At 68.3% G+C, this 24,301-nt stretch carries 20 protein-coding genes; 14 read left to right on the top strand and 6 right to left on the bottom strand.

Going from position 1 to position 24,301, the window contains the following annotated elements:
• The first annotated feature begins 2 nt into the window (after nt 1-2).
• The 10 genes from pafA (at nt 3) to AC5RUP_RS09330 (ending at nt 12,264) form a co-directional block, all read left to right on the top strand.
• Entirely contained in the window at nt 3-1,364 is a 1,362-nt protein-coding gene (pafA, locus tag AC5RUP_RS09375; protein ID WP_494131503.1) for a Pup--protein ligase, read from the top strand.
• An 85-nt stretch (nt 1,365-1,449) separates the two neighbouring features.
• The gene (locus AC5RUP_RS09370; protein ID WP_494090695.1) at nt 1,450-2,358 is read left to right on the top strand and encodes an FKBP-type peptidyl-prolyl cis-trans isomerase; all 909 of its coding nucleotides are present in this window, start codon (nt 1,450-1,452) and stop codon (nt 2,356-2,358) included.
• Between the two features lie 72 nt (nt 2,359-2,430).
• Nucleotides 2,431-2,826 (top strand): FKBP-type peptidyl-prolyl cis-trans isomerase, encoded by a 396-nt coding sequence (locus tag AC5RUP_RS09365; RefSeq protein WP_493978452.1) that lies wholly within the window; start codon nt 2,431-2,433, stop codon nt 2,824-2,826.
• Nucleotides 2,827-2,935: 109 nt separating this feature from the next.
• Complete coding sequence (locus tag AC5RUP_RS09360) at nt 2,936-4,933, top strand: helix-turn-helix transcriptional regulator (protein ID WP_494158486.1); 1,998 nt, start codon at nt 2,936-2,938, stop codon at nt 4,931-4,933.
• A 10-nt stretch (nt 4,934-4,943) separates the two neighbouring features.
• The gene (locus tag AC5RUP_RS09355; RefSeq protein WP_494067834.1) at nt 4,944-5,279 is read left to right on the top strand and encodes a hypothetical protein; all 336 of its coding nucleotides are present in this window, start codon (nt 4,944-4,946) and stop codon (nt 5,277-5,279) included.
• 42 nt (nt 5,280-5,321) lie between these two features.
• A complete protein-coding gene (gene tatA, locus AC5RUP_RS09350) occupies nt 5,322-5,606 on the top strand; it encodes a Sec-independent protein translocase subunit TatA (protein ID WP_494049940.1) in 285 nt (94 codons plus the stop codon).
• Between the two features lie 5 nt (nt 5,607-5,611).
• Complete coding sequence (gene tatC, locus AC5RUP_RS09345) at nt 5,612-6,472, top strand: twin-arginine translocase subunit TatC (protein ID WP_494154566.1); 861 nt, start codon at nt 5,612-5,614, stop codon at nt 6,470-6,472.
• Nucleotides 6,473-6,538: 66 nt separating this feature from the next.
• Nucleotides 6,539-9,352 carry a DEAD/DEAH box helicase gene (locus AC5RUP_RS09340; protein WP_494154567.1) on the top strand — a complete coding sequence of 938 codons (2,814 nt, stop codon included), beginning with the start codon at nt 6,539-6,541 and terminating at the stop codon, nt 9,350-9,352.
• 38 nt (nt 9,353-9,390) lie between these two features.
• Nucleotides 9,391-11,025 (top strand): amidohydrolase, encoded by a 1,635-nt coding sequence (locus tag AC5RUP_RS09335; RefSeq protein WP_494158485.1) that lies wholly within the window; start codon nt 9,391-9,393, stop codon nt 11,023-11,025.
• 507 nt (nt 11,026-11,532) lie between these two features.
• Nucleotides 11,533-12,264, top strand: a complete 732-nt coding sequence (locus AC5RUP_RS09330; protein WP_494091488.1) for a polyprenol monophosphomannose synthase — start codon at nt 11,533-11,535, stop codon at nt 12,262-12,264.
• Between the two features lie 86 nt (nt 12,265-12,350).
• Here AC5RUP_RS09330 and AC5RUP_RS09325 read toward each other — a convergent pair whose 3' ends face one another.
• From AC5RUP_RS09325 to AC5RUP_RS09315, 3 genes are all read right to left on the bottom strand, one after another.
• The gene (locus tag AC5RUP_RS09325) at nt 12,351-12,698 is read right to left on the bottom strand and encodes an RNA polymerase-binding protein RbpA (protein ID WP_493978444.1); all 348 of its coding nucleotides are present in this window, start codon (nt 12,696-12,698) and stop codon (nt 12,351-12,353) included.
• 271 nt (nt 12,699-12,969) lie between these two features.
• Entirely contained in the window at nt 12,970-13,905 is a 936-nt protein-coding gene (locus tag AC5RUP_RS09320) for an SPFH domain-containing protein (RefSeq protein ID WP_494091487.1), read from the bottom strand.
• A gap of 60 nt (nt 13,906-13,965) precedes the next feature.
• On the bottom strand, nt 13,966-14,439 hold the full coding sequence (locus AC5RUP_RS09315; protein ID WP_494067841.1) for an NfeD family protein: 474 nt from the start codon (nt 14,437-14,439) through the stop codon (nt 13,966-13,968).
• A 265-nt stretch (nt 14,440-14,704) separates the two neighbouring features.
• On the opposite strand from AC5RUP_RS09315, the gene yczE reads away from it, so the two are divergent.
• Nucleotides 14,705-15,352, top strand: coding sequence for a membrane protein YczE (yczE, locus tag AC5RUP_RS09310; protein WP_494154556.1), 648 nt, complete (start codon nt 14,705-14,707; stop codon nt 15,350-15,352).
• A gap of 59 nt (nt 15,353-15,411) precedes the next feature.
• On the opposite strand, the gene AC5RUP_RS09305 is transcribed toward yczE, so the two are convergent.
• Nucleotides 15,412-16,314, bottom strand: a complete 903-nt coding sequence (locus AC5RUP_RS09305; RefSeq protein ID WP_494158484.1) for a methyltransferase domain-containing protein — start codon at nt 16,312-16,314, stop codon at nt 15,412-15,414.
• A gap of 74 nt (nt 16,315-16,388) precedes the next feature.
• On the opposite strand from AC5RUP_RS09305, the gene AC5RUP_RS09300 reads away from it, so the two are divergent.
• Nucleotides 16,389-18,461, top strand: a complete 2,073-nt coding sequence (locus AC5RUP_RS09300; RefSeq protein ID WP_494158483.1) for a S9 family peptidase — start codon at nt 16,389-16,391, stop codon at nt 18,459-18,461.
• A gap of 101 nt (nt 18,462-18,562) precedes the next feature.
• On the opposite strand, the gene AC5RUP_RS09295 is transcribed toward AC5RUP_RS09300, so the two are convergent.
• Together AC5RUP_RS09295 and AC5RUP_RS09290 are read right to left on the bottom strand one after the other, a co-directional pair.
• Nucleotides 18,563-19,102, bottom strand: coding sequence for a peptide deformylase (locus AC5RUP_RS09295; RefSeq protein WP_494153762.1), 540 nt, complete (start codon nt 19,100-19,102; stop codon nt 18,563-18,565).
• Nucleotides 19,103-19,260: 158 nt separating this feature from the next.
• Nucleotides 19,261-20,163 (bottom strand): hypothetical protein, encoded by a 903-nt coding sequence (locus AC5RUP_RS09290; protein ID WP_494153761.1) that lies wholly within the window; start codon nt 20,161-20,163, stop codon nt 19,261-19,263.
• A 61-nt stretch (nt 20,164-20,224) separates the two neighbouring features.
• On the opposite strand from AC5RUP_RS09290, the gene AC5RUP_RS09285 reads away from it, so the two are divergent.
• Together AC5RUP_RS09285 and AC5RUP_RS09280 are read left to right on the top strand one after the other, a co-directional pair.
• On the top strand, nt 20,225-21,166 hold the full coding sequence (locus tag AC5RUP_RS09285) for a 5'-3' exonuclease (RefSeq protein ID WP_494153760.1): 942 nt from the start codon (nt 20,225-20,227) through the stop codon (nt 21,164-21,166).
• A gap of 185 nt (nt 21,167-21,351) precedes the next feature.
• Entirely contained in the window at nt 21,352-23,739 is a 2,388-nt protein-coding gene (locus AC5RUP_RS09280; RefSeq protein ID WP_494153759.1) for an ATP-binding cassette domain-containing protein, read from the top strand.
• The last annotated feature ends 562 nt before the right edge of the window (nt 23,740-24,301 follow it).

The raw sequence follows: 24,301 nt of genomic DNA, 5'->3' as shown, positions 1-24,301 counted from the left end.
CCATGGACCGACGCATCTTCGGGATCGAGACCGAATTCGGCATTTCCTATTCGGCGCCGGACTCGCGCCCGCTCTCGCCCGAAGAGGTGGCCCGCTACCTCTTCCGCAAGGTGGTCACGTGGGGCAGGTCGTCCAACGTGTTCCTGACCAACGGGTCCCGGCTCTACCTGGACGTCGGGTCCCATCCGGAGTACGCGACCGCGGAATGCGACGACGTCGCCCAACTGGTGGCGCAGGACCGGGCGGGGGAACTGATCCTCGAAGACCTGATGAACGAAGCCCAGGAGCGCCTGGCGCGGGAGGGTTTCGGCGGCAGCGTCTACCTGTTCAAGAACAACACCGATTCCGCCGGGAATTCCTACGGCAGCCACGAAAACTACCTGATCCCGCGCAAACTGGAATTCTCCCGGCTGGCCGACATCATGATCCCGTTCCTGGTGACGCGGCAGATCCTGGTCGGCGCCGGCAAGGTGCTCAAGACCCAAAACGGCTCCATCTACGCCTTCTCCCAGCGCGCCGACCACATTTGGGAGGGCGTCTCGTCCGCCACCACCCGGTCACGGCCGATCATCAACACGAGGGACGAACCGCACGCAGACGCCGAGTACTACCGGCGGCTGCATGTCATCAACGGCGACTCAAACATGTCCGAGTCCACCACCATGCTCAAGGTCGGGACGGTGGACCTGCTGCTGCGGATGATCGAAGCAGGGGTCATCATGCGCGACCTCCGGCTGGAAAACCCGATCCGCAGCATCCGGGACATCTCGCACGACCTGACCGGCCGCCGGCCGCTGAAACTGGCCAGCGGGCGGGAGATGTCCGCGCTGGCCATGCAGCAGGAATACCTGGCCAAGGCGCGCGGGTTCGTCCAGGCCAACGGGGCACACAGCCCGCACGTGGAACGCATCCTCGATTTGTGGGAACGGACCCTGGCGGCGGTCGAATCGGGCGACCACCGCGGCATCGAGCGGGAGATCGACTGGGCCATCAAGAAGCGGCTGATCAACCGGATCATGGACCGCCAGGCCATCGATTTGGATCACCCGCGTATCGCGCAGGTGGATTTGACCTACCACGACATCTCCAGCCGGCGCGGCCTCTACCACCTGCTGCAGGCACGCGGCGAGGTGGCCCGGGTGGTGGAGGAACAGGACGTCAAGGACGCCGTGGACCGGCCGCCGCAGACCACCCGCGCCAAACTGCGCGGCGACTTTGTCCGCGCGGCCCGGGAAAACGGCCGCGACTTCACCGTCGACTGGGTCCACCTGAAGCTCAACGACCGCTCTCAGCAGACCATCCTCTGCAAGGACCCGTTCAAGAGCGAAGACCCCAGGGTCGAGGCGCTGCTCGCCACGTTGTGACGCCCGCCCCGTATTCCAAGCGGATCACCAGATTTCTCTGCGAGAATGTCCCGTGCCCGCAAGTTCCGCGATAAGAAAGTCGATTGTGCGCAAAATACTCTCCATCCTCCTGCCGGCCGCCCTGCTGCTCACCGCGTGCGGCGGCAACGGCGATTCGGGTTCGGACAGCCTGGATGACATCTCCGTGACCTCCGGCGCAGAGGGCGCCGCCCCCGCCGTCGAATTCGCCGCGCCGCTGGAGCTGCCCGAATCCCGGGCCGAAGTCATCACCGAAGGCGAGGGGGACGGTGCTGCCGCGGGCCAGTGGATCCGCTACCGGCTGCTGGCCAAGGACGCCGTCACCGGCGAACAACTCGGCGAGACGTACTCCGGCCTGGCCGACCAGACGGTGGAACTGAGCGAGGGCTTCGAGACCGCCGACCCCGCCCTGTACGAGGCGCTGCTCGGTTCCAATCCGGGCAGCGAGATCGCCTACTACGTCCAGCCGCCGGCCGAGGCCGGCGCCTCCGCGCCCGCGCAGAACCCGCAGCTGCTGTTCCTGACCGTGCAGGACGTCAAGGACAAGGGCGTCAAGGCCGACGCGGCCGAGGTCGCCGAACTGGAGAAGGCCGGCAAACTGCCGGAAATCACGCTCGACGACGAGGGCGTCCCCGCGGTCAAGATCCCGGAAGGAAACGACGCCCCGGACAACCTGATCGTGAAGGTCATCGAAGAAGGCGACGGCAAGGAGGCCACCGAAACCAGCACCGTGAAGGCGAACTACGCCGGGTGGAACTGGGCCGCGGGCACCGAATTCGACTCCAGCTTCTCCCGTGGAGAAGCGACCGAATTCCCGCTGGACGGCGTCATCGAAGGCTGGACCAAGGGGCTGGCCGGCCTGAAGGAAGGCTCGAAGGTCATGCTGTCCATTCCCACCGAACTGGCCTACGTCCAGGGCCAGGGAGATGCCGTGGGGGACCTCATCTTCTACGTGGAGCTGACGGACGTCCAGTAAGGGATGCCGCCGCACCGTGCGGTAACGTAGCCGACGCAGCACCAGATACACGTCAAGCAAGAGAGGTTCAGCATGTCTTTTGGCAAGCGCGAATACGACCGCACCAAACCCGAGATCGACTTCCCCGGGACCGAAACCCCGCAGGACCTGGTGATCGAAGACATCATCGTGGGAGACGGCGCCGAGGCCAAGGCCGGCGACACCGTGTCCACCCACTACGTGGGCGTTGCCTGGTCCACCGGCGAAGAGTTCGACGCATCGTGGAACCGCGGCGCACCGCTGGACTTCCGCGTCGGCGTCGGTCAGGTCATCCAGGGCTGGGACCAGGGCCTGTTGGGCATGAAGGTGGGCGGCCGCCGCCGGCTGGAGATCCCGGCCCACCTCGCCTACGGCGACCGCGGCGCAGGGTCCGCGATCGCGCCGGGCGAATCGCTGATCTTCGTGGTGGACCTGCTCGGCGTCCGCTGAGCCCACCAACCGGCCGGGGGCGGAGCGACGGAGAACGTTAGTTCATCGTTACTCCGCCCCTTCGGCGTTGACTTCGCCCCGAAACCCTCCAGCCAGTAACGTTTCAACTATGTCCGCCTCCAAGACCGAACGACTCCTCAACCTGCTGATCGCGCTGCTGGAACGCCGTCGGGGCTACAGCAAGGAAGAGCTGCGCGCGCTGATCCCGCCGTATCGCGAGGCGACCAGCGACGACGCCTTCAACCGGCTGTTCGAGCGGGACAAGGAGGACCTGCGGGAAATGGGCATCCCGGTGGAGACGTTCCCGGACGACACGCTCTACGAGAACGACAACAGCGGGCTGCGGTACCGGATCGACCGGCACAAGTACCGGTTGCCGGAACTCCACTTCACCGCCCGGGAGAGCGCGGTGCTCTCGCTCGCCTCCCGCTTGTGGCAGCAGGCCTCGCTGGGGTCGGCGGCCGCCCGGGCCGTGCGCCGGCTCGACGTGCAGGGCGCCCTGGCCGAGGGTGATCCACTGATCGGGGTGGAACCGCGCATCCGGACCGCGGAGCCGGCCTTCGAACCGCTGCTCAAGGCGGTGCTGGACCACGCCCCCGTCTCCTTCGACTACCGGTCGCCCAAGGACGGCCGGCCGCAGCCGCGGCGGGTCGAGCCCTGGGGGCTGGGCAACCGGTACGGCCACTGGTACCTGGCCGGCCGCGACCTGGACCGGGACGCCCAGCGAACCTTCCGGCTGTCCAGGGTCACCTCCGCCATCAAAAAGCTGAACGGGACCTACAGCATCCCGGAGGGCTTCGCCATGCGCCCGGTGCTGGACGGGCTGCAGGCGCCGGAGGACAACGGGACCGCCGTGCTCCTGCTCCGGCAGGACAAAGCCAACTCGCTGCGCGCGGCGGCCGCCGCCGCCGAGGGTGTCCGGCCCCCGGCGGGCTGGGACGCCGTCACCCTTGGCTACGGGGACGCGGAGGTGCTGGCGGAGGAAATTGCCTCGCACGGCGCCAACGCCTTGGTCCAGGGCCCGGACGAGCTGCGCGGCGCCGTGGTGCGCCGGCTGGAAGGCGCCCTGGCCGCCGCGACCCAGGCACCGCCGTCGTACGCCCTGCTGGAGGACGGTTCACGGCCGGCACGGAAGACGGGGTCGCTGGACCATCTGCCGCGGCTGCTGGACCTGGTCTCCTACGTCACGGCGAATCCGGGGGTGCCGCTGGACGCCACCGCCGAGAAGTTCAAGATCAGCAAGAACCAGCTGATCAAGGACCTGAACCTGCTGTTCGTCTGCGGGACTCCCGGCTACGGCCCGGACCAGCTCATCGAAGCGTTCTGGGAAGACGGCACCATCTCCATCAACAACGCCGACGAGATCGACAAGCCGGTGCGCCTGAGCCTGGACGAGGCGCTCTCGCTGGTGGTCGGCCTGCAGGCCCTCGAGACCGTGCCCGGGGTGGGGGAGCAGCCCGCCCTGCGCAGCGCGCTCAGCAAGCTGCTGGCGGCGGCCGGCGGGGTTGCCGCCCGCCACACGGCCATCGCCGCGGATCTGGCGGCCGAGGACAGCACGCCCGAGGTGCTCGCGCTGCAGGAAGCCGCGGCCGCCCGGCGGAGCGTGGACATCGACTACCTTGTGCCGTCGCGGGATGAGATGACGAACCGCCGGATCGACCCGCTCCGGGTCTTCGCCGTGGACGGACACTGGTACACCGAGGCCTGGTGCCACCGCCAGCAGGCCGTGCGGCAGTTCCGGGTGGACCGCATGCGCTCCCTGGCCGCCACGGCCGAGCACTTTGAGCCGCCGGCGGAACGGAGCAGCGAATTCCCCGACAGCCTGTTCACCCCGCAGGAGACGGACCAGGTGGTGGTGCTGCGGATCTCCGAGCGCCTGGCCGAACTGGCCGACCAATACAATGCCCGGCGCCGCGCGGTCCTGGCGGACGGTTCGCTCGCGGCCGAAATCCGGCTCTCCAGCACGGCGGTGCTGCCCGGCCTGGCGGCACGCCACGGCGGCGAAGTTGCCGTGCTGGAGCCGGCGGAGGCGGCGGGCCAGACCCGGGAATGGCTGCGGCAGGCGCTGGAGGCCTACCGCGAGGCCCCGGCTTCGGCCGGAAGCTAGAGTGGACAGCATGCCCCTTTGGTTCTGGATCCTGCTCTGGGTTGCCCTCTGCGCGCTGGCCCTGGTGTTCATCGCCCTGCTCGGCTGGCGGATTTTCCGCCAGTTCGTGCGAACTTTGCGTGAATTCGAGGCGGCGGCCGACCGGCTGGCCGGCGGACTCCCAACGGAACAGCAGCCCGCCGACCCGCACCGCCCCCGGCTGGCACTCTTCGCCGACTCCGCGGTACTCAAGGAGGAATACGTCCAGGGCAAGGAGCGGCGGCGCGAGGAGCGGCGGCGGCGCCGGTTCGCCCGGCGTACGGCCCGCGGGCAGCGGCAGTCCCTGCGCGACCTGCGGCTGTCCTGACCCGCCGATGGCATAGGATGGACTAGACGAAAGGAACCACGCATGGGACGACTCTTCGATAACCCCTGGACCATCATTATTCTGGTCATCATTGTGCTGCTGCTCTTCGGCGCACCGAAGCTGCCGGGCCTTGCCCGCAGCCTGGGCCAGTCCATGCGGATCTTCAAGTCCGAGGTGAAGCAGATGAAGGACGACGACGCGTCCACCGCCGACCCGGACTCGGAACCCGTCGAGGGCCGCGTGGTCAACCCGCCGCGGAACAACACTGACAACCGCGGACAGCAGCCGAATGCGAACGGCGGATCCCCATCGCCGCACCAGCAGTAAGGGCCGTGGCCGGTAAGAAAGGCCGAAAGGCCAACCCTGAGGGGCGGATGCCGCTCAAGGCCCATCTGAAAGAGCTCCGCAACCGGCTCATCATTTCCGGCATTGCCGTCTTGCTCGGCGCGGTCGCCGGCTGGTTCCTGTACGACCCCGTGATGGTCGCCGTCCAGGCACCGCTGATGGAAATCTCGGCGGAAGAGGGCCGGCGCGCGGAAATCAACTACGGCAGTGTCGGATCTCCGTTCGACCTGAAAATCCAGGTCTCCATCTTCCTGGGGCTGCTGGTCAGCTCCCCGGTGTGGATCTATCAGGTGTGGGCCTTCATCACGCCCGGCCTGAAGACCAAGGAACGCCGCTACACGCTCGGCTTCATGGTCGCCGCCGTGCCGCTGTTCCTGCTCGGGATCTACTTCGGCTGGATCGTGCTCCCGGAGATCGTCAAGGTCCTGACCATGTTCACGCCGGAAGGCGGCGTGAACCAGATCCTGGCCACCGACTACCTGACGTTCGTGATGCGGATGTTCCTTTCCCTCGGCATCGCGTTCCTGCTCCCCGTGGTGTTGGTGGGGCTGAATTTCGCCGGTCTGCTGTCCGGCCGCCGCGTGATCAAGAGCTGGCGGATCGTGGTGTTCGTGGTCTGCCTGGTGGCGGCGATGGCCGCCCCCGGCCCGGACGCCATGTCCATGTTCCTGCTGGCGGCCCCCTTGCTGGCGTTGTTCTTCGTGGCAACCGGCATCAGCCTGCTCAACGACAAGCGGCGGGACAAGCGGCGCAAGGTCCGCGAAGCGGAAGTCGCCGCCGGCGTCGACCAGGCCACGCCGCTCGATCAGCTGAAGGCCGACGACCCGGAGCAGGACGGAGCCAAATAGGCTGCGGCCGGTCAGGGGTCGGCGGCACCCATCGGGCCGGCGGATTTAAGCGGATAGGCTTTTGCTATGAGTTCCCCCTCCGAACGCTACCTTGCGGCCGCCGAACGGGTGGCCTTCTCGAAGACCCGGCTGTACTCGTTCAGCCAGACGCTCGGATTCGAACTCGACCCGTTCCAGCGCGAGGCGTGCGAGGCCCTGGAGCGCGGCCGCGGCGTCCTGGTCGCGGCTCCCACCGGCGCCGGCAAGACCGTCGTCGGCGAGTTCGCCGTCTACATGGCCCTGCAGCGGGGACTTAAGGCGTTCTATACGACGCCGATCAAGGCCCTGAGCAACCAGAAGTACAACGAGCTCGTGGCCACCTACGGCGCCGAGCGGGTGGGGCTGCTCACCGGGGACACCTCGGTTAATCCGCACGCGGACGTGGTGGTGATGACTACCGAGGTATTGCGGAACATGCTGTACGCCAATTCCGACACCCTGCTGGACCTGGCCTATGTGGTGATGGACGAAGTCCACTACCTGGCCGACCGGTTCCGCGGCGCCGTGTGGGAAGAGGTCATCATCCACCTGCCCGACGACGTGCAGTTGGTCTCACTGTCTGCGACCGTCTCCAACGCGGAGGAATTCGGTGCCTGGCTGGACACCGTCCGCGGCGACACCGACGTGGTGGTGTCCGAGCACCGCCCCGTCCCGCTGTGGCAGCACGTCATGGTCGGCTCGGACTTGTTCGATCTTTTCGCCGGCGACGTCGCCTTCGACGAAACCGCGCAGGAAGCCGGCAGCGGCCGCGCCTACGAGGTGAACCCGGAGCTGTTGAAACTGGCGTCGGCCGAGCACCGGCTCAACCGCAGCGCCAACTGGGGCCGTTCCGGCGGCCGGCGCGGGCGGCGCGCGCCCGAACCACCCCGGCAGGCGCTGACCCGGATTCGGCGCGCCAGCCGGCCGCAGGTCATCGCCAAGCTCGACAGCGAGGGACTGCTGCCGGCCATCACGTTCATTTTCTCCCGCAACGGCTGCGACGCCGCCGTCAAGCAGTGCCTGGAATCCGGGTTGCTGCTCACCACGGAGAAGGAACGCGCCGTCATCGTCCGCCGGGTGGACGAGGCCGTGCAGGACATCGCCGAAGAGGACTTGGACGTGCTGGGCTTCTGGACCTGGCGCGAAGGCCTGTCCCGCGGGTTTTCCGCCCACCACGCCGGCATGCTGCCGACGTTCAAGGAGGTGGTGGAGAAGCTCTTCGCCGACAATCTGGTCCGCGCCGTCTTCGCCACGGAGACGCTGGCGCTGGGCGTCAATATGCCGGCGCGGACGGTGGTGCTGGAGAAACTGGACAAGTTCAACGGCGAGGCGCACGTCGACATCACGGCGGGGGAGTACACGCAGCTCACCGGCCGCGCGGGCAGGCGGGGCATCGACGTCGAGGGCCATGCCGTGGTGCTCTGGCAGCCCGGTACCGATCCGGGAGCCGTAGCGGGCCTGGCGTCACGGCGGACCTATCCGCTGAACTCCAGCTTCCGGCCCACCTACAACATGAGCATCAACCTGATCGCGCAGTTCGGCCGCGGCCCGGCCCGGGAGATCCTGGAGACCTCGTTCGCACAGTTCCAGGCCGACCGCTCCGTGGTCGGCCTGGCCAAGCAGGTGCGCAGCCGGGAAGAATCGCTGGCCGGCTACGAGAAGGCCATGAGCTGCCACCTGGGCGACTTTAACGAATACGCGCGCCTGCGCCGGGACCTGAACGAGGTCGAGAAACGCGCCTCCCGCACCCAGTCCCGGCACCTCCGCTCGGCGGCGGCATCGTCCCTGGACCGCCTGCGCCGCGGCGACATCATCGATATTTCTGCGGGCCGGAACCTCGGCTACGCCGTGGTGCTGGACCGGGACGAAGCCGCCCGCGAGCCCCGTCCCACGGTGCTGACCCAGGAAAAGCACATCCGCCGCATCTCCGTCGACGACTTCCAGGGCCCGGTGGAGGTACTCTCCACCATCCGGATCCCCAAGACGTTCAATGCGCGCAGCCCCAAGGAACGCCGCGATCTGGCGTCCTCGCTGCGCAATGCCCTGCACGACAAGCGCCCGCCGCGGCGGGGGAGCGAGCACCGTGACTTCATCGTCCCCGGCGGGACACAGGCCGAGCGGCAGATCAACGACCTGCGGCGAAAACTCAAGGCCCACCCCTGCCACGGCTGCAGCGACCGGGAAGACCATGCCCGCTGGGCCGAGCGCTGGTGGAATCTCCGCAAGGAAACCGACCAGCTGGTGACGCAGATCCAGGGCCGCACGAACACCATCGCCAAGACCTTCGACCGGGTCTGCCAGGTGCTCGACAGCTATGGCTACCTGGAGACCGGCGGCGACGGCGTCGCCATCAGCCCCGCCGGAGAACGGTTGCGGCGGATCTACGGCGACCGTGACCTGCTGGTGGCGCTGTGCTTGGAGCAGGACGCCTTCGCGGGGCTCACCGCCGCGGAACTGGCGGCCTTCGTCTCCTGCCTCGTGTACCAGGCCAAGCGGGAAGAGGCCGGCATCCGGCCCAAGATGCCCTCGGCGGCCATGGAAGCGTCGGTCATGATCGCCGTCCGTGAGTGGTCGCAGCTGACCGATCTCGAGGAACAGCACCGGCTGCCGCTCACCGGCGAGCCGGAGCTGGGACTCGCCTGGCCGATGTACAAGTGGGCCAGCGGCCGGTCCCTGCAGACCGCGCTCAAGGGCACGGACCTGGCCGCCGGCGACTTTGTCCGGTGGGCCAAGCAGGTGATCGACCTGCTGGACCAGCTGATCAAAGTGCCCGCCCTCGATCCTCAGCTCGCGGCCCGCGGCAGGCAGGCCATTGGCTTGGTCCGCCGGGGCGTCGTCGCCTACGCCGCCGTGGCCGAATAGCGCGGCCCCGCGCGCACCACCCTTTTGAAAGGATTTCCATGAGCGAATCTGTCCTGCCCGCTGCCACGGGCCTCACGCTGTACCGCAATGGCAGCATCTACAGCGCCGCCGACCCGTACGCCACGGCGATGCTCGTCGACGGCGGCACCGTGGCCTGGATCGGGTCGGAGCATGCCGCGACGTCCATCGCCGACGGCAGCATGCGGGTCGTCGACCTCGATGGACGCCTGGTGGCGCCCGGTTTCGTGGACGCGCACGCCCACGTGACGCAGACGGGGCTCGCCCTGTCCTCGCTCAACCTGACCGGCTGCGCATCGCTGGTGGAACTGCTCGACGCCGTCGCCGCCGCTGCCCGGCAGGACGGCGGCCCCGTCCTGGGCCACGGTTGGGACGAAACCCGGTGGCCCGAGAACCGCGCCCCCTCCGCCGGCGAACTGGACCGGGCGGCCGGCGGAGCGGAGGTCTTCCTGACGCGGGTGGATGTCCATTCGGCGGCCGTCTCCGGCGCGCTGGCGTCCCGCCTGTCGCTCTCGGAGGTGCCGGGCTGGTCGGTTACCGGGACGGTCAGCGGGCCGGCCCTTGAACGGGCCCGGGCCGCGGTCCAGACCCCTGCAGCAGGCCGGCGTGAAGAGCTCCAGCGGCTGGCCCTGCGGCACGCTGCGTCCCGCGGGTACGTCGCCGTCACGGAGATGGCCGCCCCGCAACTGGGGCCCGCAGAGGACCTGCTGGCGCTGCTCGCGCTCGGCGATGCCGAGCCCGGACCGAGGATCCTGCCGTATTGGGGGGAGCTGATGACCTCCGCCGAACAGGTCAAGGAAACGGTGCACTACTTTTCCGGCCGCCTGCGGGGGCTGGGCGGGGACCTGACCATGGACGGGTCCATCGGATCGCATTCGGCGGCCGTCAGTGCGGGCTACGCCGACCTCCCGGGGGCCCACGGGACGCTCTATCTCGACACCGAGGCTGCGGCGCGGCATGTGGAACTGACGGCGGAGCAGGGCATCCAGGCGGGTTTCCACGTGATTGGCGATGCCGGTCTGCTGCGGGTGCTCGACGCCCTGGACCTGGCCGCCGAACGCGTCGGGGACGCTGCGGTACGTTCGGCCCGCCCCCGCCTCGAACATGTGGAAATGGTGCCCGAAGGGGCGCTGGAGCGGATGCTCCGGCACGGGGTCACCGCCAGCATGCAGCCGCTCTTCGACGCCTATTGGGGCGGGGCGGAAGGCATGTACGCCACGCGGCTGGGCGCCGAATCGGCACTCGCCATGAACGCAGTGGGAACGCTGCAGACTGCGGGCGTTCCGGTCGCGATCGGATCCGACGCCCCGGTCACGGAACAAAGCCCGTGGGCCGCCGTGAAGGCGTGCCTGGAGCACCATAACCGGTCCGAGCAGATCTCGGCCCGGGCGGCGTTCCTGGCGCACACCAGGGCCGGGTGGCGGGCCGCGGGAGAACGGAACCCCATGGAGGGCCAGTTGGCTCCGGGTACTCCCGCGACGTTCGCCGTCTGGGACGCGGACGAACTCTCCATCCAGACTCCCGACTCGCGGGTGTCCGCCTGGAGCACCGATGCGCGGGCCGGTACGCCGATGCTGCCCTCCCTGGACAGCGGCAGGTTGCCGGTGTGTGTCCGCACGGTGATGAATGGAGTAACCATTTATGACGGCTCCTGAGGCGGGTCCGGTTTGGGCTGACTCCGAAAAATCTGAACGATTTGTTTGATTTCGGTGACTTTTGGCGGCCGGGAGCCCCGCTCTGACGTGCGGGTATGGACAAAACCGCAGGTCAGAGCGGTATTGACACATCCCGCTCAGCCAGTAGGCTGAACTCTCAATGGGCCGGTATTTCTTCGCGGATGTCGGTCCGTGCCGGGGAGAGAGGCTGCTGGCGGCACCTGCCTGCGGGCGGTTGCGCCTGATGTCCCTTGACGAACCGGCACTTCCAGGGTAGGTCCGCACGTCAGTAGAAAACATGTCTGCGTTCCCCCACAGGTTTGCTTTCGTGGCCCGAAGGCGTGCGGACCTACCCTTCCTTCCACCTGAGGCCGCGCGGCCGGGCGTGCCCGCCGGCCTCCGGTACAAACTCATGGCCTATACTGGACCGTCGATGCGGAGGCCCCCGGGGTATCTCCGGCACGAGGAAATCTGCGGTTTGCAGCACAACGTTCGAAAGGCCACTGAGTGCGGGTCGTCACCATCATCCCGACGTATAACGAGATCGAGTCCCTCCCGAAGACAGTAGCCCGCCTCCGCACCGCCGTACCCGGCTCGGACATCCTGGTGGTCGACGACAATTCCCCGGACGGCACCGGAACTTTGGCCGACCGGCTGGCGGCCGACGACTCCGCCATCCACGTCCTTCACCGCGAAGGGAAGGCGGGGCTGGGCGCCGCCTACATCGCCGGCTTCCGCTGGGGGCTTGACGCCGGGTACGACGTCCTGGTGGAGATGGACGCCGACGGCTCCCACCAGCCCGAGGAGCTGACCCGGTTATTGGGCGCACTCGATGGCGGCGCCGATATGGTCAAGGGTTCGCGGTGGATTCCGGGCGGGAAGGTGGTCAACTGGCCCCTCCACCGCAAGGCCATTTCCTTGGCCGGCAGCCTGTACTCCCGGCTCATGCTGGGCGTGGCCATTCGGGACATCACCGGCGGCTTTAACGCTTTCAAGGCCGGAACCCTGCGCGCCATCGACCTGGACAGCGTGGAATCGGTTGGTTACTGCTTCCAGATCGACCTCACCTGGCAGACCCTGAAGGCAGGACTGGCGGTCCGTGAAGTGCCGATCACCTTCGTCGAACGCGAATACGGCGACTCGAAAATGAGCGGCGGCATCGTGCTGGAGTCCATCCTGCTGGTCACCAAATGGGGGATCGCGGACAAGTGGCGGAGACTCCGCGCCCGGAAACGCTGACCGCCGAAGAACCCGACGGCACAAAAGAGAGAGGGAGCGCACCCGTCAGGGCGCGCTCCCTCTCTGTAAGGATGTGCGGTCAGGCTTTAAGCCGTGCGCCGTTCCCCGCGGCGTTCGCGCAGCTTGGTCAGGCGGTCCTCGAGGATCTGTTCGAGCTCCTCAACGCTGCGGCGTTCCAGCAGCATGTCCCAGTGGGTGCGCACTGGCTTGGCATTCGGGTCGACGGGCTTTTCTCCGTTGACCAGGAGTGCTTCCTTGCCCGACTTGGAAACCCATACCGGGGGGATCTCGGCTTCTGCGGCAAAGGTCACGAACACCTGCTCGCCGTCCTCGCAACGGTACTCAACGCGCTGGCGCGGAGCCGGTTCGACACCGGATTCAGTCTCCATGCTCTGCGCTCCGAGGCGCATACCCCGCAGGCTACGATCGCTCATGATCTCTCCCTCTTGTCTTGTGGCGGACCGGCGGCTGGACCGCGTCCGCGATGGCTCGCTAACAGTCTCAACGTCGGCGGGCGGCCGTCTGTTCCCGGCCGTGATGATAACGCGAATCCCGCCTGCGTCAAGGATGGTTGTAGGCGGCAACTTCCCGGCAAACCACCCATTATAGTCCGGGCGGCGGTCTCGGGTAAACCAAAGCCGGGAGCGCGGAGCATCCAACGGGCTGACGCTCCGGGCTCCCGGCCCCGTGATTGCTTCTGCTGTCTCAGCCGCGCAGTTCGCTGCCGGTTGTTGAGGCGGCCGGGGCCGTCTCGCTGTCCGGCGTGGCCGTTCCCAGCAGGCTGCCAATGCCCTTGAGGGCTTCGCCGACCTCGCTGGGGATGATCCAGAGCTTGTTCGACTCGCCTTCGGCGATCTTGGGCAGCGTCTGCAGGTACTGGTAGGCCAGCAGCTTTTGCGTGGGGTTGCCCTTGTGGATGGCGTCGAACACCTTCTGGATTGCCTGGGCCTCGCCGTCGGCACGCAGGATCGCTGCCTTGGCGTCGCCTTCGGCGGCGAGGATGGCCGCCTGGCGCTGGCCTTCGGCCGTCAGGATCTGGGACTGTTTTGTGCCTTCGGCGGTCAGGATGGCCGCCCGGCGGTCGCGCTCGGCCCGCATCTGCTTTTCCATCGAGTCCTGGATGGAGTGGGGCGGATCGATCGCCTTGAGTTCCACGCGGGAGACGCGGATGCCCCAGCGTCCGGTGGCTTCGTCCAGGACGCCGCGGAGCTGGCCGTTGATCTGGTCGCGTGAGGTCAGCGCCTCTTCCAGGTTCAGGCCGCCCACCACGTTGCGGAGGGTGGTGGTGGTCAGCTGCTCCACTGCCTGGATGTAGTTGGCGATCTCATAGGTCGCGGCGCGGGCATCGGTCACCTGGAAGTAGACGACGGTGTCGATGGAGACCACCAGGTTGTCTTCGGTGATGACCGGCTGCGGCGGAAAGGACACGACCTGTTCGCGCAGATCCAGCAGCGGCAGCAGCCGGTCCACGAAGGGGATCAGGATGGTCAACCCGGGGTTCAGCGTGCGCTGGTACTTGCCCAGCCGTTCCACGACGCCCGCCCGTGCCTGCGGGATGATCCGCACGGCGCGGACCAGCACGATCACGACGAAGACGATCAGGACCAGCAGCACGATCCAGATTCCGATATTGCTATCCATAGTTCCCCTCTAAGAGTGGTGTCAGTGGGTCACGGTGCCGGCACGATGCCCGCCCGGGTCTTACTGGGCCGGCAGCGGCCCGTCTGCGCGCTGCGGTGTCACGACGGCGGTTGCCCCCTCGATCCGGGCCACCGAAACGCGCTGGCCGGCCGGGATGGCCGACCCGTCCGCCGACCGGGCCGACCAGGTGTCGCCGCCGATCTTCACCACGCCGGAATGGCCGGTGACGGATTCGAGGGTCATCGCCGATTCGCCGATCAGCCGGTCAATGTTGGTGGCGAGGTCCCGCGGTCCGCTGCGCAGATGCCGTAGCGCTACCGGTCGGACGAAAAGCACCATCAGCAGCGCGACCACGCAGAAGATGACCACCTGCATCCAGAAGGGCAGGCCGAGCAGCGCTCCGAACAGGGCCACGAGCGCGCCGGAGGACATCATGATGAAGAAGAGGTCCAGCGTCATCATTTCGACGATGGCCAGGATCAGGAACACGGCCAGCCAGAGGACCCAGCTGTTGGCGACGAGCCATTCGATCATCAGTACCCCCTGATGTTGGAGCAGCCGCAGTCACGTAGGCCTGCCTCTTTCGCGCGTGCACAACCGCGGGCTGCTGCTGCCCTTGATACCTCCATCATGCCCGACGACGGCGCGCGGCGGAGTGAAATCCGCCACTTCCGGGCGGTCCGGGGCGTATCGTGGCCAAGTTGTGACCAGAAAGGCCGTCCGGCGGGCCGGGGGGCGTTGCCGGATAGGATGATCCAGTGCTGAACACCGCGCCCTGCCGCGCACCCCGGAGCCGGCCATGCGAACCCTGCTGACCAGCAATCGGCTGTCCCTGAGGACGCTGCGGCTGCTGGCCGGCCTCTTTGCGTACGGGATCGCCATCGCGCTGATGATCCGGGCCAACCTTGGCTCGGCCCCCTGGGATGTGCTCAGCCAGGGCGTGGCCAGGACCACGGGCATCAGCTTCGGCTGGGCCACGGTGGCCATCAGCGCGGCCGTGCTGCTGTTGTGGATCCCGCTGCGGCAAAAGCCGGGCGCGGGAACGGTCGCGAACGCCATCCTCGTCGGGTTTTTCGCCGACTTCGGGCTGTTGCTCATCCCGTTCTGGGACCACCTGGCCGTGCAGGTTCTCTCGTTCACTGCCGGACTGGTCCTGCTGGCGGCGGCCAGCGCGCTGTATATCGGGGCAGGCCTCGGACCCGGACCCCGGGACGGCCTGATGACCGGCCTGCACGCCGCCACCGGGTGGCAGGTCTGGATAGTCCGCACCGGCATCGAAGCGGCGGCAACCCTCGCCGGGTGGCTGCTCGGCGGCGTCGTGGGCCTCGGCACGCTGGTGTTCGTCCTGGCCATCGGACCCTTGATCCAGCTGTTCCTGAAGTGGATGTTCGTCGACCTGAATCCGGGCGTCCGGAAGAAAACCCCAGCCAGGCCCGGCCGCGGCTAGCGGGGGCGCTCGGGCTCCCGGCCGCGCTAGCCGGCTGGGCGGACGGGCTTCCGGCCGCGCTAGCCGGCGGGGCGGACGGGCTGCCCGCCGCGGCCGCGGCGCCGGTAGGTGCTCACGGTGAAACGCGCGGTGACCTGAAGCGGTCGACCGGCCTCCCCGACGGCCGCACGCACCGCGTCGGCGTCGGTGTGGTGGGCGTTGGGCCCCATCATCACCAGCCGCACGATGTCCTCCGTGTCCAACTGAAGCGGCACCTGCAGCGGATCGGCGGCCAGCTCTTCGAATTCGCCGCCCAGGGCCGCCTCCAGCCGGTCAGCCTTGTCGGTGTCGACGGCCAGCAGCGGGACCACGTCACGCAGCTCGTCCAGGTGCCCCGGCGCAGCGGTGGCAACCACCAGGTGCCCGTTCGGTTTCAGCACCCGGGCGAATTCGGCCGGGTTGCGGGGGGCAAACACGTTGAGGATCAGGTCTACGGTCCCGGCCGCCAGCGGCAGCGGCTTCCAGAGGTCCCAGACCAGGCACAAGGCATCCGGCAGCGTCCGGGCCGCGCGCCGGAGGGCGAACTTGGACAGGTCCAGCGCCACGGCCCGCCCGTCGCCCAGCCCCTTGAGGACGGCTGCGAGGTAGTAGCCGGTGCCGGCGCCGGCATCCAGCACCACGGGAGCGGGGGAGCCGTGCCGGAGGGCGCCGACCGTTCGGGACAGCTGCTCCGCCAGGGGTGCGTAGTGGCCGGCGCCCAGGAACGCCTCCCGGGCGGAGACCATGTCGGCGCTGTCCGGGATGAACCGGGTGCCGCGCCCGGTGAGCATATTGACATACCCCTGCCGGGCGCCGTCGTACTGGTGGCCGTCCGCGCAGCGGAGCCCTTGGGCCGGGGAGGGCCCGGCGGCTATCAGTCCTTCCCCGCAGACCGGGCAGAGCAGCAGCGGGATCAGGTCCGGGAAGTGCGGGGCGGAGGGCATGCTCCATCCTAGGCAAAGCCGGACGGTGATCGGCCGATTGGCTCCGGCCTGCTGGTGAGACTAGGCTCACAGTCGTGCGATCTGAAGACATTGCTTTATTAAATTCCGTGTCCGCCCCCACGCTCCATCCGGACGGCGGCAGGGCCGCGGTTTCGGCCACGCATCCCGAGTTTGCGTCGGACAGCTACGTGGGGCAGCTGTGGGAAGTCCCGCTGGACGACGGCGGTGCCGCGCCGCGCCGCCTCACGCGCGGTTTCCGGGACACGGCACCCGCCTACTCGCCCGACGGGCTCTGTCTGGCGTTCCTCCGCGCGGCCGGACCGGGGGAACGGGCGCAACTGATGGTGGTGGACAGCCGGGGCGGGGAGCCGGTCGCGGTCACCGACGAGAAACTGGGTGTCTCCTCGTTCGTCTGGTCCCCGGACTCACGCCGACTGGTCTTCGCGGCCCGGGTCCCCGCCGACGGACGCTACGGCACGATGGACGGCGTTGGTCCCGGCGCCGAGGATCCCCGGCTGGTCACCGGCTACAAGTACCGCCTGAACGGGGTCGGCTATACCGGGGACAAGCGTGTCCAGCTGTTCGCGGTGGACGCACCGGATGTGCAGGCCGAACCGCCGGTCGCTCCGGTAGGCCGCGCCGCCCGCCAGGCGGGCCGGGACGGCGAAGCCGATTTTACCGCGGTGCCCGAGGCGCGCCGGCTGACGTTCGCGGACGCCGACCATGACGGCCCGGCGTTCAGCCCGGACGGCCGCACGCTCTACTTCACGGCCGCCCTCCACGAGGGAGCCGACGAGGACCTGCGCCGGGACGTGTACGCGCTGGAGCCCGACGCTGCCGGCGGCAGCCCGCGGCTGATGTCAAACCTTTCCGGCCCGCTCCTGGCCGCCGCGTCGCCCCTGCCCAGTGCCGACGGCCGCTGGCTGTTCTACCTTGGCAGCCTGATCGGCGGCGGGAGGGACTTCGTGGCGCAGAATGCCGCGTTGTACGCGGCTCCGGTCGCCGCCCCGAACGAGGTGCGCCGCCTGACCGATCCGGAGGGGACGGACCTGGGCGAAGGCACGCTGGCGGCGGCCGGCCCGGATGCGGTGCTGGCCCTCAACCGGCAGCGCGGCGCCGTGCAGCTGGTGGAGGTCTCGGCAACCGGCGGCATGGCGGTCCTGGTCGACGGACCGCTGACCGCAGCGGCGGCCGACCGGGCGGCGGGCCGCACCGTCGTGAGTTTCTCGGACGGGTCGACCGCCGGCGACCTGGGGCTCGTGACCGGCGGCGGACTCACCCGCCTGACCGACTTCTCAGCTGCGCTGCGGGACTCCGGCATCATTGCGCCGCGGGAAGAGACTTTCGCTTCGGCCGACGGGTACCCGGTGCACGGCTGGGTGCTGCTGCCCGAGGGTCCGGGGCCGCATCCCGTGCTGCTGAACATCCACGGCGGGCCGTTCGCGCAGTACGGCTGGGAGGTTTTCGACGAGGCACAGGTCTATGCCCGCGCCGGTTACGCCGTCGTCATGTGCAACCCGCGGGGTTCCGCGGGCTACGGGCAGGCACACGGGCGCGCCGTCAAGGGCGACATGGGAACCCTCGCCATGGCCGATGTCCTGGCGTTCCTGGAGGGTTCCCTCGCCAAATACCCGCAGCTGGACGGTACGCGGCAGGGCATCATGGGCGGATCCTACGGCGGCTACCTGACCGCCTGGACGGTGTCCCGGGACCACCGGTTCACGGCCGCGATCGTGGAGCGGGGCTACCTGGATCCGCCGTCGTTCGTCGGCTCCTCGGACATCGGCTGGTTCTTCTCGGACGAATACACCGGCACGGATCCCGAGCAGGTGCGCGGCCAGAACCCGTTCGCCGGGCTGGATTCCGTCCGGACGCCGGTGTTCGTCATCCACTCCGAAGACGACCTGCGCTGCCCGCTGGAACAGGCCCAGCGCTACTACGTGGGGCTCAAGCAGCGCGGCGTGCCCACGCAATTGCTGATCTTCCCCGGGGAGAACCACGAGCTGTCCCGTACCGGTACGCCGTGGCACCGGAAGCAGCGCTTCGACGAGATCCTGCGCTGGTGGGCGGCCTACCTTCCCACGGCGCCGAACAACGACGGCGGACGCGCGGCAGCCGCCGAACCGGATCCCGCAGCCCGGGCGTAGGCCGGGGGCCTGGCCTGCGCCGGCACGTTCCCGGGACGTTCGCGGCCTGGTGCCGGCACGGTGCCGGCACTTTTGCGGCCTGGTGCCGGCCCCTTGCGGGGCTAGAAGGCCAGGCCTGCGCGTGCTAGGTCAATCGTCGGCTGCGCCCAGTGCCGGGTGTACTCGTCATTGCCGCTGAGGGACCGGGGCTGCATCTTGTCCACGTACATCGTGCCCGAGAGGTGGTCCGTTTCGTGCTGCACGATTCGGGCCTGCCAGCCCGAGAAGGTCTCGCGCACGCGGGCGCCGTCGGGCCGTTCGAAGTCGAGGTCGACGCTGCGGGGGCGTTCCACCACCGCCTGGTAGCCCGCGAAGGATAGGCACCCCTCATAGAACGCGGCTGTCTCGTCGCCGCGGGCGCGGTAGGACGGATTGATGATGGCGAAGTAGGGGAGCGGCGCGCGTTCCCGGGTTGCGGCCACCTCGGGCGCCGTCGGGAAGATGTCTTCGAGGACCGCAATGCGCAGCGGGATTCCGATCTGCGGCGCCGCCAGTCCGACGCCGGGCGCCGCGTGCATGGTCCGGCGCAGGAGCGCCAGCAGGGCGTCCAAGTCAGCGTCGTCCAATTGCCCGTCAAACGTCGCGGCAGGCTGCCTCAGCACGGGCTCGCCTACCTGCAGGATGGGGGGCAGGGTCGCCGGAGGCGGCCAGCGAATGGACCAGATCGCGCAGGCGTTCGGCAGGGTAGACAGTCACAGCTGTCAGTGTAAGGGCACCGGCTCTTGCTGCGCCGCTAGCCGCTCCGGTCCATCCAGCGCCGCTAGCCGCTCCGATCGGCGGAGGAGCAGGCGTCGGCGATGAACCGGTATACCTCGCGGGTGAAATCCCGTCCGCCGTCCAGCCGCAGTACGCCGAATCCGCCCGCCGCCTTGATGGTTACCGGAATCTTGGTGCCCAGCTTGTCTTCGGCCAGCGCATGGGGATCGCAGCGGGTCGGCACGACGCGCAGGGCCAGCCGCGACGCCGGATCCGTCCCGGCCACGCGGATGTTCCTGGGCCACGGGTGGTCGGCGTCTTCGCTGAGCAAGGTGGTGGTCCCGAAGGATTCGATGACCAGCGCTCCCTTCCCACCGGACGGCCGGACATCGATTCCGACGACGGCCGCGCCGCGCCCGGCCAGCACCTGAAGCCCGGGGTCGACCCGAAGCCCGGCCACCGAAGCCGCCGCCTGCGCCAGGCAGTCCCCGGTGTAGTTGCGCGCGAGCACACCGTGCGGATCGCCGGCAGGAACTTCCACCGTGCCCGGCGCGGAGCCCTCGCCGTCCAGGGTCACCGCTATCCGATGCTCTGCAGCAGTCGGGGACGGACCGGCGGAGCACCGGGCGGCCGGCAGGTCAGCCGGCAGGCTCACCGTCGCACCGGGCGCCACCTTGGTCCCGCCGGTGCGCGTCGGCTTCCAGTCGGCGGCGTCGTCGTAAAGCGGGGAATGCAGCGCCGCGGAGGTGACGAGCAGGGGCTGCGCGGAGGTGTTGGTGATCATGAGGTTGACCACCCGGTCCGTGTAGTCCGCCCGGCTCTGGTCCACGGCGGCAGCCACGGCATCCCGGGCGCTCGGGGAGGCGGGCGAGAGGCTCCCGGGAGCGCCCGAACATCCGGCCAGCAGGGCCGCCGCCATCAGCAGCACCACTGGGCCGCTGCGGTGCCGCAGGGGACCGGGAGCCATGCCACTAAGGTAGTACCAACTCCAGGGGACGTGCTCCTCACCGGCAGCGAAAGGGCAGCTTGTGGCCGAACGATTGATGCTCCTCGACACCGCGTCGCTGTACTTCCGGGCCTTCCACGCCCTGCCGGACAAGATAAAAGCCAAGGACGGCACGCCCGTGAACGCCGTGCGCGGGCTGCTCGACATCATGGCCCGGCTGATCACCGACTACCGGCCCACCCGGCTGGTGGCCTGCTGGGACAACGACTGGCGCCCCGCCTGGCGGGTCGAACTGCTCCCCACATACAAGAGCCACCGCGTGGCCAGGCCCGTGCCGGACGGTCTCGACATCGAGGAGACGCCGGCGGGCCTGGTGGAACAACTGCCCCTGATCCGCGAGGTGCTCGACGCGCTCAATGTCACCGTCATCGGCGCGGACCACCACGAGGCCGACGACGTCATCGGCAGTCTCGCGGCCCAGGCCGACGTGCCCGTGGACATCGTCACGGGGGACCGGGACCTCTTCCAGTTGGTGGACGACGACCGCGGGGTGCGGGTGATCTACACGGCCCGGGGCATGAGCAACCTCGAGGTGATGACCGACGTGTCGGTGGTGCGCAAGTACAGCGTGCTGCCCAGCCAGTACGCGGACTTCGCCACGTTGCGCGGGGACACGTCCGACGGCTTGCCCGGAGTTGCGGGCATCGGCGACAAGACGGCGGCCGGGCTGCTGAAGGACTACGGCAGCCTCGACGGAATCGTCGCGGCGGCAGCGGACCCGACGGCTGCCATGGCCGCACGGATGCGGGCCAAGATCACGGAGGCCGCCGGTTACCTCGACGTCGCCCCGACCGTTGTCGGCGTCGTCCGCGACCTGGAGCTCGGGACGTTCGATGCCACCCTCCGGCCGCTGCGCCCCGAAGAGGCAGAACGGCTTGAGCAGCTCGCGAAGGACCTGAACCTGGGCGGACCGTCCCGCCGCATCCGCCAAGCACTCGAGGCAGTCGGCGAGGCGGCGGAGTAACGCCGGCCGCGGGGGACCAAAAATCCGGAGCGGGTTCCGGGCAAGTCCATTAAGGTAAAGACGTAATCGTTGCCGCGGCGGGCGGAGTGGCGCCCGCAGGCAAGGCACACGAACCGAGCGGACAGCGGTCTTGCCGGCGCAGGGTCGGGCCATGCGGGCGAGGCACCCAAGGGATGGAGACAGCAATGAGCACGGCCACGACGAGGGACCTGCAGCCGGCGTCACTGCATTCGGCGGACAGCCACGACCTGATCCGGGTGCAGGGCGCCCGGGTGAACAACCTCAGGGACATCAATATCGAGATCCCTAAACGGCGGCTCACGGTGTTTACCGGGGTCTCGGGATCGGGCAAGAGTTCGTTGGTGTTCAGCACCATTGCCGCGGAGTCGCAGCGCCTGATCAACGAGACCTACAGCGCGTTCGTCCAGGGCTTCATGCCGACCTTGTCGCGTCCCGAGGTCGACTTCCTCGCCGGCCTGACCACCGCAATCATCGTGGACCAGGAACGGATGGGCGCCAACCCGCGTTCCACCGTGGGCACGGCCACCGACGCCAACGCCATGCTGCGGATCCTCTTCAGCAGGTTGGGCGACCCGTATATCGGGTCGCCCAACGCCTTCTCCTTCAACGTCCCGTCGGTCAAGGCCAGCGGGGCCATCACGGTCGAGCGCGGCGGCAAGACCAAGGCGGAGAAGGCGACCTTCAACCGCCTCGGCGGGATGTGCCCGCGTTGCGAGGGCATGGGCTCGGTCAGCGATTTCGACCTGGCCGCGCTCTACGACGAGACGAAGTCGCTCTCCGAAGGCGCGCTGACGGTACCCGGCTACAGCATGGACGGGTGGTACGGCCGCATCTTCAGCGGCGCAGGACTGCCGATGGACAAGCCGATTGCGAAGTTCACCAAGAAGGAGCTCCACCAGCTGCTCTATTCGGAGCCGACCAAGATCAAGGTGGAGGGGATCAACCTCACGTATGAGGGCTTGATTCCCAAGGTCCAGAAATCGATGCTCTCCAAGGACCGTGAGGCGATGCAGCCGCACATCCGGGCCTTCGTGGACCGCGCGATCACCTTTGCCACCTGTCCCGAGTGCAACGGGACCCGGCTCGCGCAGGAGGCGCTGTCGTCGAAAATCCGCGGCAAGAACATCGCAGATCTTTGCCGGATGCAGATCAGCGACCTGGCCGAGTGGATCCGCGATCTGAAAGAGCCGTCGGTCGCGCCGCTGCTCACCGGCCTGCAGCACCTGCTCGATTCGTTTGCGGAGATCGGATTGGGTTACCTGTCGCTCGACCGGCCGGCGGGGACGCTGTCCGGGGGAGAGGCACAGCGCACCAAGATGATCCGCCACCTGGGCTCGTCGCTCACCGACGTCACCTACGTGTTTGACGAACCCACCATCGGCCTGCACCCCCATGACATCGAGCGGATGAACCAGTTGCTGCTCCAGTTGCGGGACAAGGGCAACACCGTGCTGGTGGTGGAGCACAAGCCCGAGACCATAGCCATTGCCGACCACGTCGTGGATCTCGGGCCGGGCGCGGGCACGTCGGGCGGGACGATCTGCTTCGAAGGCAGCGTTGAGGAACTGCGGGGGAGCGACACCACCACCGGCCGCCACTTCGACGACCGGGCGTCCCTGAAGGAGTCGGTCCGCCCGTTCACGGGTGCCCTAGAGGTTCGGGGCGCCTCGACGCACAACCTTCAGGACGTGGACGTCGACGTCCCGCTCGGAGTGCTCGCGGTGATCACCGGGGTCGCCGGCTCGGGCAAGAGTTCGCTGATCCACGGCTCGGTCGCCCGCCGCCCCGGCGTCGTGGTGATAGATCAGGGAGCGATCAAAGGGTCACGGCGCAGCAATCCTGCCACCTACACGGGATTGCTCGAGCCGATCCGCAAGGCATTCGCCAAGGCCAACGGCGTCAAGCCGGCTCTGTTCAGCTCCAACTCCGAGGGCGCGTGCCCTGTCTGCAACGGCGCCGGCGTCATCTACACCGAACTGGGCATCATGGAGACCGTCGAGTCCACCTGTGAGGAATGCGAGGGGAAGCGGTTCCAGGCGGCGGTGCTGGAATACACGCTCGGCGGCCGGAACATCGCGGAGGTGCTCGCCATGCCGGTGACCGAGGCCGAGGAGTTCTTCGGCACGGGCGATGCGCGCACCCCGGCCGCCCACAAGATCCTGGAACGGCTCGCCGACGTGGGACTCGGTTACATGACGCTCGGCCAACCGCTCACCACGCTGTCCGGCGGCGAACGGCAACGGCTCAAGCTGGCGACCCAAATGGCCGAAAAGGGCGACGTCTACGTGCTCGATGAGCCCACGACGGGACTTCACCTGGCCGACGTCGAGCAGCTGCTCGGCCTGCTGGACCGCCTCGTCGACTCCGGCAAGTCGGTCATCGTGATCGAGCACCACCAGGCCGTCATGGCGCACGCCGACTGGATTATCGACATCGGGCCCGGGGCCGGGCATGCCGGCGGCCGCATTGTCTTCGAGGGGACGCCGGCCGATCTCGTCGCCGATCGTTCCACACTGACCGGCAAGCACCTGGCGGCCTACGTAGGCGCCTGAGGACCAAGGTTGCCGCCGGAGTCCCGAACTCCGGCGGCAGCAGGTGGGTGCGGAGTTATGTCAACCTGATGCTGGTTTCAGGGGAGTGCCGACGTCGTTCGCGGGGATCCCGATTGCACACGCGGTTGCCGGAAAACAGCCTTTCCAGCCCTCTGTCGGGTCTCGCCTCGAATTCGCCGCCCACATGGCGTGACATCGAGTCCTGGCTGCCTGTAGCCGGCGTTCGGCCGTGAGTTCGTGTGACTGTGAACCTCCATGGATCATTGGGCCGACCAGCAGCACACAGTCGGCCTGTCACGAGATGGTCCAGTCAGCGGGTGCATTCCGGGACATCGCAAAACTGGGTAGAACGCGCAGCCAACGACCGAGTAAACATGCGCCACAGCAGGAGGCGAACCGCTACGGATTGGGTCCCCGCTTAGGCCTTTACGTAACGCCGATAATCCACATTATGTCAAGTAAAACAGTGGTCCTTGCATCCGATGCATGATCAGCCCCTCCTCCGCAGCCACATCGGCACCACACCGCGATGAAAAGCACCGACGTGATCCTCACGCCCGAG

The sequence above is a fragment of the Arthrobacter sp. Y3223151 genome, from assembly GCF_059091125.1.
Note: the sequence above shows the minus strand (reverse complement) of the source record. Positions and strands in the feature narration are given on the sequence as shown.